This is a genomic window from Yersinia sp. 2542 StPb PI (genome assembly GCF_048593855.1).
Lineage (GTDB): Bacteria > Pseudomonadota > Gammaproteobacteria > Enterobacterales > Enterobacteriaceae > Yersinia > Yersinia enterocolitica_E.
Map to the genome: position 1 here is coordinate 1 of NZ_JAZGQA010000117.1, position 15061 is coordinate 15061.

Consider the following 15061-nt stretch of genomic DNA (forward strand, 5'->3'; position numbering starts at 1 on the left):
ATCTTGATTTACGCGTGGAGAGCTAAAAACATAAATTTAGCTCTCTACTCACAAAACCAATATACGGATCGTAATCTACATAGAGGACTTAACATGCAAAATCCAACAATTGTTATTGGCGTCATTGGTGCTGATTGCCATGCTGTTGGTAATAAGGTGCTAGACCGAGTGTTTACAGTGCACAACTTCAACGTCATCAATCTCGGAGTGATGGTGAGTCAGGATGAATATATTGATGCTGCCATTGAAACCGGTGCTCACGCCATTGTCATCTCCTCTATCTATGGGCACGGTGAAGTGGATTGTATTGGTATGCGTGAGAACTGCATTGAACGCGGAATTGGCGAAATCTTGCTGTATGTCGGCGGAAATTTGGTTATTGGTAAACATGCGTTCTCAGAAATTGAGTCAAAATTCAAAGAGATGGGATTCAACCGCGTCTTCGCACCCGACACTGATTTGGAATTAGTCTGTTCTTTAATGAAGGGCGATATTGAACATGCCATGCAACCAGAAGCAGCGGCTGGGGGCGTGCAATGATCACCGTTTCTATCGATATCGGCTCCACCTGGACAAAAGGGGCAGTGTTCGAGGTGGGAGATGATGACCATATTAATGTGAAGAATTATGCATTATCTCCTACTACGCCACACCATTTGGCTGAAGGATTTTTTTCGGTATTGAATAAGATCCTAAATGTTGCCGATGCACGCCCTTTATTAGCGTCAGGGCAGGTCAATATTGATTACTCCTCATCGGCAAAAGGCGGATTAGCGGTTGCTGCTATTGGGCTGGTGCCCAATATTACCCTCGAATCCGCCAAGGTCACCGCGCACTCTGCGGGGGCTAAAGTGTCACAACACTTCGCCTATAACCTGAATAAATCAGATGTACGGGCTTTAGAAGCATCACCGCCGGATATCCTGTTATTTACCGGTGGTACTGACGGCGGTGACTACGCTCATGGCCTGTCGAACGCAAAACTATTGGCTCAATCTAAATTGAAGTGCTCCATTATTTATGCCGGAAATCGCGACTTGCAAGATGACGTATTGGAGATCCTCGGGGATAAAGATTTAACCATTGTTAATAACGTGCTGCCCAATCTCGACAGCCCTAATCCGTTTGATGCGCGTAAAGCTATTTGCAACATTTTCCTTAAGAAGATTATTAGAGGGAAAGGTTTAGACGTCATCGTTGATCAAACGGGTGAAGACCCACTGCCTACGCCCTATTCAGTCTTCGAACTGGTGCAACAAATTCGCCAATACGTGCCCGATTGGGAAACATTCATGTTGATAGATATGGGGGGCGCCACCACCGATGTTTATTCCTCCTATAACAGTCATATGCTGCCCGACACCGTGATACACGGGATCCCAGAACCGCTGATTAAACGAACCGTCGAAGGTGACCTGGGGATGCGCGTTTCAGCGATGAATGCCGGCGAAACCGGTATGCCAATGATTGCTCATTACTTCTCACACCAACAAAGCCAAATTGATGCTTTTTATCGATATTTAACCCATATCACTGCACATCCGGGCTATTTACCCCGTAGCGACGAAGAAGTTGTTTTTGACCAATTGTTGGCTGGGATTTGTGTCGGATATGCCACTGAACGTCATGCGGGCAAAAAAACACAGGTTTGTACCTGCGCAGGCAATATTGACCTACAGGTCGGTCGCGACTTAAGCCTGGTTAAAAAGGTGATTGGCACTGGCGGGTGGCTATCCCGAGCAGAATCATTCGATATTCATAACTGGCTGAAATATCGCAATTTAGATGATGAGGGCAAGCAGGTTCTGCTCCCCGGCAAGTTTGAATATTACAGAGATACACAAGGTTTACTTCCCCTGCTCGCCAATGTCGCCCGTCGCTTTCCTAAAGCTGCCGCCCAAACTGGCGTTCGAATTCTGAACAAGTAAAAACTGGAGTCATGATGGAACTTCGCAACAAAAAGATTTCTTTAGATCACTTTATGTCCGAACGTTTTCACGTCTTACAAACGTGGCACACCGGCAAAGACGTTGAGAAATTTGAGGATGGCGTCAAGTATCAGCAAACAATTCCTGAGTCGAAAAATTTTGCCAAAGCGCTGTTTGAAGCTGACCGCCAAGGTATTACCTTAAGCCAACCTCGTGCCGGGGTCGCATTAATCGAAGAACATATCGCGCTGCTGACCGCGTTGCAAAAAGATTGCGACCTCCTGCCTACCACGATTGATGCCTATACCCGCCTTAATCGTTACGAAGATGCGGCCATCGGCATCCAAAAATCTATCGAAGCAGGGACATCAAAACTCAATGGTTTACCGGTCGTCAACCACGGTGTAACAGCTTGTCGCAGCATTACTGAAAGTTTGTCTAAACCGTTGCAGATCCGTCACGGAACACCTGATGCACGGCTGCTGGCCGAGATAGCAATGGCCAGTGGGTTTACCAGCTACGAAGGCGGCGGGATCTCCTACAACATTCCTTATGCAAAACGCGTAACGCTGGAGAAATCCATTCGTGACTGGCAGTACTGCGATCGCTTGATTGGGGTATATGAAGAGCATGGTATTCGTATTAACCGCGAGCCATTTGGCCCATTGACCGGCACCTTAATCCCGCCGTTTGTGTCCCATGCGGTCGCGATTATTGAAGGTTTACTCGCGCTGGAACAAGGTGTCCGGTCTATCACCGTGGGCTACGGCCAGGTGGGTAATATTGTGCAAGATATCGCGGCTATCCAATCATTACGCGAGCTGGCTCATGAGTATTTCCACGCTAATGGCTACGACAATTACGAGTTGAGTACCGTGTTCCATCAATGGATGGGGGGATTCCCGGAAGATGAGTCCCGTGCATTCGCGGTTATCTCTTGGGGGGCCGCAGTAGCGGGGATGGCTGGTGCTACCAAGGTAATTACCAAAAGCCCACATGAGGCCTACGGGATCCCAACTGCCGAGGCAAATGGTCAAGGATTAAGAGCCTCGAACCAAATGCTGAACATGGTTCGTGACCAAAAATTCCCACCTTGTCTGGAGGTTGACCGCGAGGTTGATCTGATTAAACGCGAAGTTCGCGCCGTTATGAACAAAGTGCTGGAGCTGGGTCAGGGCGATATTGCGATAGGTACCGTACGTGCCTTTGAAGCGGGAGTCCTTGATGTGCCATTTGCCCCCGCCACCTGTAACTCTGGCAAGATGATGCCCATCCGCGATAACCACGGCGCAATTCGCGTCTTCGATCCGGGTTCAGTACCCCTGCCTGAAGATGTACTGGCACTCCACCATGATTTTGTTGCTGAACGCGCTAAAGAAGAAGGCCGTGTACCTTCATTCCAAATGATTATTGATGACATTAACGCTGTATCCCACAGTAAATTAATAGGAAGACCATAATGAAAATCAAACACGCTCTGTTCACCGCAGGTTACTCATCTTTCTACTTCGATGACCAACAAGCAATCAAAAATGGCGCGAAATTGGATGGGTTTATCTATCAAGGCAAGCCGGTGACTGAGGGATTCACGTCCATTCGGCAGGCAGGTGAATGCGTCAACATCCAATTAATTTTAGAAAATGGGGCCGTAGCAGTGGGTGACTGTGCCGCAGTGCAATACTCAGGCGCTGGTGGTCGTGATCCTTTGTTTATCGCAGCAAATTTTGTTCCTTTCTTAGAAAAACATATCAAACCCCTACTGGAAGGGCGCGATATCAGTGAGTTTCGCCTGAATGCTCGTTTCTTTGACGACGTGACCATTAATGGCAAACGGCTACATACTGCCATTCGTTACGGCCTTTCTCAGGCATTGTTGGATGCCACTGCGTTAGCCACCGGGCGTTTAAAAGCCGAGGTAGTGTGTGACGAATGGCATCTGCCGCTGGTTGCCAAACCTATTCCGCTGTTTGGTCAAAGTGGCGATGACCGTTATATCGCCGTGGATAAAATGATCGTTAAAGGCGTCGATGTTCTGCCACATGGTCTTATCAACAACGTTGATGAAAAACTGGGGCGCAATGGCGAAAAACTGCGTGACTATGTGAGTTGGTTAGCCAAACGCGTGGCTGAACTGCGCGTTGATCCTAACTACAAACCGAATCTGCATATTGATGTTTACGGCACCATTGGCCTGATTTTTGACATGGACCCAATGCGGTGCGCCGAGTACATCGCCAGTCTGCAAGAACAAGCCGGCGATCTGAGTCTGTATATCGAAGGGCCGGTTGATGCAGGCAATAAACCAGACCAAATCCGCCTGTTAACTGAAATTACCCGCAATCTGGCAAAACTCGGTTCGAAAGTCAAAATTGTGGCCGATGAATGGTGTAACACCTATCAAGACATCATCGATTTTACTGATGCGGGTAGTTGCCACATGGTGCAGATCAAAACCCCTGATTTGGGCAGTATTCACAACATTGTGGACGCGGTTCTTTACTGCAATAAAAAAGGGATGGAAGCGTACCAAGGGGGGACTTGTAACGAAACCGATATCAGCGCCCGCACCTGTGTGCATGTCGCTATCGCCTCCCGTCCGATGCGGATGCTAATCAAACCGGGGATGGGTTTTGATGAAGGGATGAACATGGTGTTCAACGAGATGTCTCGCACCATCGCGCAACTTAATGCAAAGGCTAACTGATATGTCTAAGACCTTTAAAATTCTCTCACCAACGGCCATCTTGGGGTACGGATTCCCGGAAGAGAGCTTTATGAAAGCGATGGAGGAGTCACCTGATTTAATCGCTGTAGATGCGGGTTCCTCTGATCCCGGCCCTCACTATTTGGGTGCCGGTAAACCTTTTACCGACCGCGCTGGAGTAAAACGCGATCTGCGCTATATGATAACCGCAGGGGTGAAAAATGGTATTCCTGTGGTTATCGGTACTGCGGGTGGTTCAGGGGCTGCACCGCACCTGGAGTGGTGTCGCCAGATAATTTTAGAGATTGCCAAAGAAGAATCGCTCAACTTTACGCTGGCTGTTATCCCTGCCGACGTCAGTAAAGAAGTGGTGCACGCCGCCCTTGATGCCGGCAAGATTCAGTCGCTGGATTTTGTCCCTGAACTGACTCATGAAGCCATTGATGCCACAACCTATATCGTTGCTCAAATGGGGATCGAGCCTTTTCAGGAAGCATTGCAAGCGGGTGCACAAGTGGTGTTAGGTGGCCGTGCTTATGATCCCGCCTGCTTTGCGGCGTTACCGATTATGAGGGGATTCGATGAAGGTCTGGCGTTGCATTGTGGCAAGATTTTGGAATGTGCTGCTATTGCAGCAACACCGGGATCAGGCTCCGACTGCGCAATGGGTATTCTGGACGAAACTGGCTTTACCTTAAAAACCTTCAACGAGAAACGTCAATTTACCGAAACCTCGGCCGCGGCACATACCTTGTATGAAAAATCTGACCCATACTTCTTGCCCGGCCCCGGCGGGGTGTTGAACCTGAAAGCCTGTCGCTTTGAAAATGTCGGCAACGGCCAGGTTCGTGTCAGCGGATCAGTGCATGAAAACACGCCATACACCGTGAAGTTGGAAGGCGCACGTCCGGTGGGCTATCGTACCCTGAGTATTGCCGGCACCCGTGATTCCATTATGATTGCCGGTATTGATAATATTTTGGTCGAAGTGCGCAACAGTGTCGAAAAAAACCTCAAAATCGATCCTGATGCGGTGAAGCTCAATTTTCATCTGTACGGCAAGAACGGTGTCATGGGCAAAATGGAGCCAGAGCCGGATACCACTTCTTATGAATTGGGTATTTTGCTGGATGTTGTCGCCCCGACTCAAGCCATGGCTGATAGCATATGTTCACTCGCCCGCTCTACTCTGCTTCATTATGGTTATGCCGGGCGAATAGCTACTGCGGGTAATTTGGCCTTCCCATTCTCTCCGTCAGATATTCGAGCGGGACTGGTTTATGAATTCTCCATTTATCATTTGATGGAATACACACCAGAAGTTGCATTTAAATTCCGCCTGGAAAATGTAACAACCGAAGGAGTGATAGCATGAAAAAATCAATTTTAGATTTGGCACACGTTGTCAGATCGAAAAATGCCGGTCCTTATGAATTAGTGCTGGATATTTTATTTAAGGATAAAGAGATATATTCAAGCATTAAAGCGTCAGGGCAATTTAAAAAAGAACTGATTGCGCAGCTCTATAAAATTGACGCCAAATTTGTACACCGCATTGTTTGGTTCGATCCCGCCAATGCTGTCAAGGTGGTCATGCCGCGCAGCCTGGTATCGGGTGCAGTAGGCGATACTGACGTCTATGGTGCTCAGCAACATGCACCATTATTGAAACTCGAGTTTAGCATTTAGTATTTCATTAACTGTAGCAATAGAAAAAACACTCTAATAATCCGGTGCACTGCGCTGCGTCATTCGCTTCGCCCTGCACCGTGATTAATATAGAGGCAAATACAACATCAGCACTGTTATTAATTAAGTTTAGAGCAACGATACCACCCTACTTATAAATGGAATCCTTATGAAATCAAAAAATTTGACCACAATGATCATATTGGGTCTGATAATAGGTATTATTGTCGGATTTTTAATTAATTCCTTTAGCAGCCCTGAGTTCGCTAAATCATACTCATCTGAAATATCTATTTTCACCGATATTTTCCTGCGATTGATCAAAATGATCATTGCTCCATTAATCATCTCAACATTAGTGGTTGGGATTGCCAAAATGGGGGATGCCAAAACCTTAGGGCGCGTTTTCTCAAAAACGCTGTTCTTGTTCATTTGCGCCGCATTCATTTCCATTCTGCTCGGGTTGGTGATTGTTAACCTGTTAAGACCCGGGGATGGGATTAACTTCGTGGCGGAAACTGCCAGCGCTGTTGACGGTATCGCACCGGTACCATTCTCGGCTAAGGTGTTTATCTCACACGCTATCCCAACCAGTATTGTGGATGCGATGGCACGTAATGAAATCCTGCAAATTGTTGTGTTCTCTATATTTATGGGGATTAGCCTGTCCGCCATCGGTGAAAAAGCTACCCCTATCGTTTCGGTATTAGATTCGTTGGCACACCTGATGCTAAAACTCACAGGTTACGTCATGTTGTTTGCCCCTCTGACCGTATTCGCTGCCATTTCAGCCATGATTTCTGAGCGTGGCTTAAGTGTATTAGTCAGTGCCGGTATCTTTATGGGCGAGTTCTATCTCACCCTCGGCCTGCTGTGGCTTATTTTGATTGGTTGTTCAATCCTTCTGATTGGCCGCTGCACGCTGCGCTTAATTAAAGGCATCAGCGAACCTGCGCTGTTAGCTTTTACCACCTCAAGTTCTGAAGCGGCTTTCCCTGGTACGTTAGAGAAATTAGAAGAGTTTGGCGTATCCAACAAAATTGCCAGTTTTGTGTTGCCGATTGGTTATTCCTTTAACCTTGTAGGCTCCATGGCATATTGCTCGTTCGCGGTCATATTTATTGCTCAGGCATGTAATATCCATTTGAGCATGGGTGAGCAAGTCACCATGTTATTGATTCTAATGCTGACTTCTAAGGGCATGGCGGGTGTTCCACGTGCTTCATTAGTGGTTATTGCCGCAACGTTGAGCCAGTTCAATATCCCGGAAGCAGGGTTGATTCTACTGATGGGGGTTGATCCCTTCCTCGATATGGGCCGTTCTGCCACTAATGTGATGAGTAACGCAGTTGGTGCGGCATTGGTTGGGCGTTGGGAAGGTGAACACTATGGTGAAGGCTGCCGTGGCGTGGCAAAAGCGCGCACGGAAACTATCATGGTTAAAGAGATGGCGGTGATTCAAGAGACATTTACTCTCGAGGCGCAGGCCAAGTAATAGCCGCTCTCTGTTTGTTCCCGCTGAAAAAGCAAAAAGCCCAAGCTTGCAATAAGCTTGGGCTTTAAATTTGGCGCAAGGATGGTCTGCTAAAAAGAATGCGAATGCGAAACCAGGCAGCAATATCACGATAGCACTGGGTGTTACTTACAGATAAATAGTGCGTTGATTGTCAGAACAGCGCGCCGTTGGCGGGATGAATAGCAGTAACAATCTGATTTACGATGAGTTTGAGAAACGGGCCACTCTGATGGTGGCCCGTAAACAATGACTAAACTAGAAGTTATATTTAACGCCTACTACGGCAGAGGTATCACTGTAGCCTTTACCCCCCACTTGCTGACCAACGTTCATCCAGAGATTTAACTTAGGATTCCACTGGGCCTCAACACCAACTTTTAGCTCACCAATATTTCTAGTGCCATCTTGCTCAACTAACGTGCCACCCATATTGCCGCCAAAGCTCTTACTGTTATGGATCCAGTTAGCCTCAACGAAGGGTTCAAATACTCGCTGTTTACCTTTATCAATATCACTATAACCATTGATATAAGAACGAAGACCTAAGCGGGTCAGGATATTACCCTCACCTTCACTACTGATCTGGGTGCCACGTGCATCGCTGAAACTATCAGCTTTGACGCCCATCCAGACAATCTGAGCTTTCGGTTGCAGGTAAAATATTCTGTTATTTTCCGGCGATTCGCTCATTTTGAAGGTATAGCCCAGCTCGGCTGAGGCCGTGAAGCCGTTGGACTTATAGCTTTCACTGGCAAGGCTTTCACCGCTGACAGTATTGTTAAACCAGTTATACAGAACCCAGGTATCAACATAAGTGCCGTTCTTATCAGCATCATTATCATACCAAGTGCCATATAAGCCGGCGCTATAGCCATCAACCTTACCTTTGGACCCGATGCTGGTAACACCAGAGTTCGTGTTACTTTGCTGATTGGCATAACCCGCCATCGCGCCTAAATGCCAGCGATTGAGATTATCATCACTCCATTGAGCAATATCACCGCCTAACTGCAACACGTAACTATTACTCTGGGTTTTCAATTGACCAGAGGTATCACGGGAGCGGTTATGGCTACCAACCTGGCGCATCCACATACTGGTCACTTTCTCTTCGCCCGTTAAGGCATCGATATATTGGGTTTCACCTAAACGATCATGCAGTCGGGTCATAAATAAGGTATTGGCCCCAGCAATATTCGCTGCATAGCTGCTTATCTCAGGCCGTAAAACCGATGGTTTTGACAGATCTGTTGGCGTGGTCGGATCGGTCGGGCCACTGGTCAATTGGCTGGTCAAATACCAGTTGCCTGTATTCACCCCATTGCCACGACCTAAACTATATTCATAAGCCCCGGCAACGATACGGCCATCTTGTGTAAATGTACCGGCAGAGTCACCGCCAACATGCACAACCTCAATACCATTGAGCGTTTCAGCACCCTGACCACCCACATTCGCAACCGTCACTAAAGTATTACCTTGAGTGTTACCGTCAACAATGAGTTTATCTGTCAGTGAGTTGTCATCACCCAGAACAGTATTAAGATACAGATTGCCATTATTTCCCAGATAATCGCCACTGACATGCAGTTGATTACCGACGGAAGTTGATGCCGAACCAATATAGGTTGAACCGCTGTTAATGAGATTGCCGCCCACTCTAAAGGTCGTGGCAGGTGATAATGAACGGGTGAGCGCTCTATCGCCTACATATAACGACCCCAGATTATCGATATTACCGGCAACACCACCATAGCCTGACATAAAGCTATTATCGGAAATATTGACTTGCTGACTGGCTAAAGTCACAGATGTATTGCTATTGCCTAAGGTAATCCCACCCTGATTAATATCGGTCAGGCCGGTGTAAGTCACATTGCCCATTAAGGTCAGCACTGCCTGACCTAATTTAGTCAGGTCACCAACGCCACTGACATTATTTAACAGCGTCCAGTTAGAACGGGTATTCAATACCAACGCTCCATCATCTTCCACATCAGCACTGCCTAGATGTTGAGCCTGAGATGCGGTCAATACAGATGTATTATCAATCTGATAGCGTCCGGAGAATGATGCATTATCTCCTTGTAATACCGCCAGACTGTTGTTCAGTTTAACATCACCACTGTTGCTCAGGTTATTAACGAAATGCCCTGTAGCACCCGTCAGATTAAGTTTACCGCCATTATCAATATCACCCGTACCTAAGCCGCTGATATGGTTCAGACTAACTTGAGCAGTATTAGCAATCTCAGTTTTGGCAGAAAGTTGATCATTGGCACCATTTACCGTTAGCGTATTATCCGCAACGGTCAACGTTCCTGCCCCGGTCAAATGACCATTAGAAACACCACCTTGATTGATAGTCAGATGACCACCACTCAAATTAACCCATGTTCCTAACGCGCTTTCAAGCTGACCAATGGTCTGACTAAAAGAGGCCATTTCAAATATGCTTTGATTGTTTAACTGCAATTTTTCGGTATTACCCAGAACGTTATTCGCGCCCATCGATAAGGTGCCGGAGCGAATATCAGTAACACCGGTATAGCTGTTTAGTGTATTTGATAACGAAACAGTATTTCCTGCACCGGTATCGATTGATAAATCTCCGCCACCCACTACTTTTGCACTAAGATCGGCGGCCGCACCTGTTTTCCCACCAGAACTCAGTGTTAAAGCATTTGCACCATCGCTCAATAACTCCACTTGGGTTAAGCCATAGTTCACAAACAAACCATCATTATTATTGGCGCCCGTGGTTAATCGATAATCGTAAGAACCATTAGCAACGTGCACACCATTTTGCTCGATGTCCGCCATTGTTTTATTGGTTATTACTGTATTAGTCCGATTATCAATTAGCTGTAATGCGCCACCGCTTCCGGTGACAACGCCAAGGGAGTCCGCCAGTTTGAGTAATAGATTGGCATCATCTTGCTCCATTAACGGGGTAACATCGGTCGATGGCGTTGATGGTGGCAGATAGTTTTGAACGCTTTCAATATTAATACCGACTTTGCCGGTACCTGTCAGGTCTAATACATTACTGGTCTGGATTTGACTTTTTTCCGGCTGACCCGGTGTTCCGGTATTGAAATTAACTGTGCCGCCGTCAAAAATTAGCCCGCCGATACTCTGTAGGCTATCACCAACGTAAGTCACACTATTTTGGCCTAATTTCAATGTGGCATCGGTTAGCGCTTGCGTATTGCCCTCTTTCAATTGGAAAGTACTGTGCCCCAAGGCAACCGTACCGGCAAAACTGTCAGCATAGTTATTCGCTGTGAAATCAAAACTCTGACCAGAAGTATTGACGCTCAGTAACCCAGTGCCCGATAAATGGCTATTAAAAGCCACAGCATTATTATTAACAATGGCAAGTTCACTGGTCGCATCAATGCTATAGCCAGTATCAGCGGCATCATCTTTAGCATCACCTAGTGTGAGTAAGGCGTTGTCTAATGTCAGCGTCGAGTTATTTTTTAGTTCAATATCTTCCATGTTCAAAATGGTAGTTTCATTCAGAACACGATAAACAGAATTATCCAGTTGCAGGGTGTCGTGACCAACACCACCGTTTAGTGTATGGAATAAAGTATCTTGCTCACTAGCGGTGATATCTTTTAAGAAAAAGCGGTCATCACCAGCACTGGTTTTAAAGTCGGTGCCTTCGCTACCACTGACCAGCGTAATACTATTATCCTGGTCGTTGAGTAGATTGACCTGACCGCTGATAATGGCATTAGCCGCATTGGTAAATGCTACCGCAGGGCCAGAAAGCGTTTGCAGGGCTAATTGCGTGACATTTGCCGCTAAGATTTGGCCATAGTTAGTAAAGGTATTTACTTGACCATTATTGATATCAACAACCGAAACACCACTCACTGTGGACTTCGATTCAAGTTTCCCGTGCTGATTCACTGTATTACTGATACCACCAACGACTAAGGCTGAACCACCGGTTGCCTGATTAACATTAATATTTGCACCGCTGGTAACACTGGCAGATGAATTAGTTATCAAACCTTGCCCACTGGCTGAATTAACGTTAATCGTTAGCCCCTCAGTTCCCGCCAGGTTGAGCTCAACATCCGTTATTTTATTTCCGGCTATATTTTTCTCAAATAAGAAGCCAGTGCCGTTAGTTCCTTCAACATTAATCGTCACATTATCAGTCTGTGCCAGAGCTGTTGCTGTGCGTATACCCGCCCCAGTACCGACATTAATGACTGCATCGCTCAATTTGATATTACTAATTTCAGCCGTATTCTCTATACCATTACCACTTCCAAGCATATCAATAATTGCACGTTCGATAGCCAAACCTTTTGCGCCAGCTTGTAATAACACACCATGAGCTGTGCCTCCGGCTTTTGTTTGGCCCGTTCCATCCAGTGTCAGTGAAGCACCGTTATCGATTAAATAAGCTGCGGTTTCATCCGTCGCTTCAATCGTGCTGGTGTTATTTACTCGGGCGTTCTCACCTTTAATATGAACGGCAGTGCCTTTAACTTTTATGGCACCCTGATTATCCAATATTCCATTATCAACCAGCACCCCAGTTTTACCTGTTCCACTGGTTGAAAAATCAAGGCTACCTTTATGAAGCAGAGTCCCGCTGTTACGGGCAATATAGCCAAAAGCACCATCAACAGAATGTGCTGAACCTAATTGGGCATAACTGGTTAAAATAGAGTTAGTGCTGAAACTCTCCGGTACTTCCAGGCCATCAATGCCATAATATTTACCGTCAACAATGCCTGCTGTCGCACCATTACCTGCTACCCGGATAATATCGGCTGTTTCGGTAATTGTGCCGCTTGCGCCACCTTCCACGCGAATACCGGTAGAACCTTCACCGTTAACGTCGATTTTTAGTTTACCCGAAGTAAAGTTACTGGCAGTGCCGGTAGCATTATCCATTCCTGTCACTAAAAATAGAGTGGTATCTTTTGATTGGGCGGTTAGTTGCGAAGATAAATCAATAACATCAGAGCCGATAAAACTAGCCCCGCCATCCAGACGGTATAGTGTTGAACCCTTGGTGGTTAATGTTTGCGCCTGAGATGTGCTATTGAGAATCTGGGATCCCAGACCGTGAACGAAGTAGCCAATCTGGTTATCGCCATCAACGAAATTAACTTGGGCGTTACCTTTGACATCAATCTTGGCACCATTACGGGCATGTACACCGATGGCACCTTCACCTTTCAGATTAACTTGCCCCTCGATCTCTGCGGAAGCATCACTACCTTCAACCCATATACCAAAGTTTCGCGTGCCGTTAGAAATATTGGCACCACCTTCAATATTAATACTGCTATTCGAGCTGGTAGTTGCTGAGGCATTTTTATTGGTAGATAACACCTTTAAAGCAACGGCATTAACACCATTGAGTTCGATAAGACCATTATGATGAATATCAGTATCACCGGTGTTTTCAGCCCACATGGCGACATTTTGTAATGGATGAGTTGATGCATCACCATTAATGATGATTTGACCATTATTCGTCAGAGAGGTGCCGGCATTGTCTCCGGTCGCAATCATTCCAATGGCATTTTCGGTTTTGCTACCAATGGTAATGCGGCCATTATTGGTTGCATTACCTTCAATCAGGCGGATGCCCTGTTGTAAGCGTTTGTTGGCTGTATCACTCACATTTTCTGGATTAGCAATATCATATTGCGCAGCTCTGCCAATATAGATATGGCCGCCAGCTTCATTGGTAAACGAAGAACCCGTACCATCAATAATCGCCCCAGCAAGATCGGCATCAAGAAAATTATTATTAACGCCAATATTCATTATTCCGGTATTACTTGCTATCGCACCTGCCGCAGTCTTAATCAGATAATTGGTGTCGAGAACAGAACTGGCATTCTCCACATAGCTCCATCCGGCCAGATTCATAATTCCGTTATTAATAAAGCGCGCATTTGCCCCCTCAGCGGTGACAGCAAAGCCCTGAACATAAGCTAAATCTTGAGGATAGGGGTTAGGTGATGTGGTATCCCAATTATCACCTACGAGGTAGCCACTCGAAATAATACCGTTATTTGAACCAGTACTATCTTCCATTATTCTCATCAAATAATACTGACCGGAAAGTTGCCCCCCCTGTTCTACTTCAATGTGGGCACCATTTTTAGCTAGCATAGCGCCTAAATTATTGATTCGGGCATCTAACTGCCCACCATCTTTAATAACCCCTTTTGCACCATAACCATCGGCAACAATCACCGCGTTATCACCAATAGACATGGTAACTTCATCTCCAGGGGTGACTGTATAGTTGAAGCTACCTGTTTTATTTGTAAAAGTTACGCCCTGTGCTAAGGCATTATCATAGGCTTGCTGGGATTTTAATTGACCCTGTTTTAATGCCTGGATCAGAACATCATTATAGGCTTTTAACTCAACGTCATTATTGACAGTATAACTGTTGTTATCAAAGCCGATAAAAGTGCCCTGATAGTTTGGTATACTATATTCGAAATTAGTGGTCCCTACTCCAGCCTGTTCTGGGCTCCAGGCTTCGAATACCACCATATTTTTTGATGTCCATTCAACAGTGCTGTTATTCCCTTTAGCTACCGTTAAAAAACTTTGTTTCGCAGCAATTCTTATTTTGTTTTCAGCCGCGGTTGATGGCAACGCAGAATTACCCAGATTAATAGCTAGCGTGCCATTTTCGACTGTGCCGAAACGCGTGTTAATATATTGTTGCCCATTAACATCATGGGGAATGGCCGTAAACCAATAATTAGAGGCTCCCCAGTCTGACGAAGTGATTTTACTACTATCATAGGTTGCAACCACGATATTTGAGCCGGTAATATCATCCCATGTTGTCACGCCCTGGGTTTTATCACCCAACATTAAATGCTCTTGACCATTCGCGTCTGGATAAAGGTCACCAAACAGTTTGCCGGTATAGCCAGACTCACCTTGAATAATCGTAGATGCATCGCCTGTCAGTGTGATCCTGTCACCATTATTGACATAAACTGCACCAAACTCATTGTCGTTTGTCGTGGGGGAATATTTGTTGGTAATGGTGCAACTGCCATTATTACTGACACTGACTCCACCTTGAGTCCCGTCTACCGTTTGGCAACTCGAGGCGTTGGCGGCATTTGAAAAATACAATGCGCCACTGCAGGCAATAATGACGCCTACAGCGACTTTAGTAAGCTTAACTCCACTGATTATATTAAC

Annotated in this window: 8 protein-coding genes; 7 read left to right on the forward strand and 1 reads right to left on the reverse strand. The window is 46.1% G+C overall.

The features are described 5' to 3' along the window. The first annotated feature begins 93 nt into the window (after positions 1 to 93). The 7 genes from glmS (at position 94) to V1952_RS14370 (ending at position 7816) form a co-directional block, all read left to right on the forward strand. Positions 94 to 540, forward strand: coding sequence for a methylaspartate mutase subunit S (glmS, locus tag V1952_RS14340; protein WP_372559435.1), 447 nt, complete (start codon positions 94 to 96; stop codon positions 538 to 540). Beyond that, positions 537 to 1928, forward strand: coding sequence for a methylaspartate mutase accessory protein GlmL (gene glmL / locus V1952_RS14345; RefSeq protein WP_372559436.1), 1392 nt, complete (start codon positions 537 to 539; stop codon positions 1926 to 1928). The genes glmS and glmL overlap by 4 nt, the downstream gene beginning before the upstream one ends. A gap of 14 nt (positions 1929 to 1942) precedes the next feature. After that, a complete protein-coding gene (locus tag V1952_RS14350) occupies positions 1943 to 3388 on the forward strand; it encodes a methylaspartate mutase subunit E (RefSeq protein ID WP_372559925.1) in 1446 nt (481 codons plus the stop codon). After that, complete coding sequence (locus tag V1952_RS14355; RefSeq protein ID WP_420074967.1) at positions 3388 to 4632, forward strand: methylaspartate ammonia-lyase; 1245 nt, start codon at positions 3388 to 3390, stop codon at positions 4630 to 4632. The genes V1952_RS14350 and V1952_RS14355 overlap by 1 nt, the downstream gene beginning before the upstream one ends. 1 nt (position 4633) lies before the next feature. Then, positions 4634 to 6007: an acyclic terpene utilization AtuA family protein gene (locus V1952_RS14360; protein WP_420074968.1), complete on the forward strand. Its 1374-nt coding sequence runs from the start codon at positions 4634 to 4636 to the stop codon at positions 6005 to 6007. Further along, complete coding sequence (locus V1952_RS14365; protein ID WP_420071848.1) at positions 6004 to 6321, forward strand: DUF4387 domain-containing protein; 318 nt, start codon at positions 6004 to 6006, stop codon at positions 6319 to 6321. Before V1952_RS14360 ends, V1952_RS14365 begins: the two co-directional genes overlap by 4 nt. Before the next feature lie 169 nt (positions 6322 to 6490). Then, complete coding sequence (locus V1952_RS14370) at positions 6491 to 7816, forward strand: dicarboxylate/amino acid:cation symporter (protein ID WP_083158306.1); 1326 nt, start codon at positions 6491 to 6493, stop codon at positions 7814 to 7816. 276 nt (positions 7817 to 8092) lie between these two features. On the opposite strand, the gene V1952_RS14375 is transcribed toward V1952_RS14370, so the two are convergent. Then, the gene (locus V1952_RS14375; RefSeq protein ID WP_420074969.1) at positions 8093 to 14992 is read right to left on the reverse strand and encodes an autotransporter outer membrane beta-barrel domain-containing protein; all 6900 of its coding nucleotides are present in this window, start codon (positions 14990 to 14992) and stop codon (positions 8093 to 8095) included. Positions 14993 to 15061: the final 69 nt, after the last annotated feature.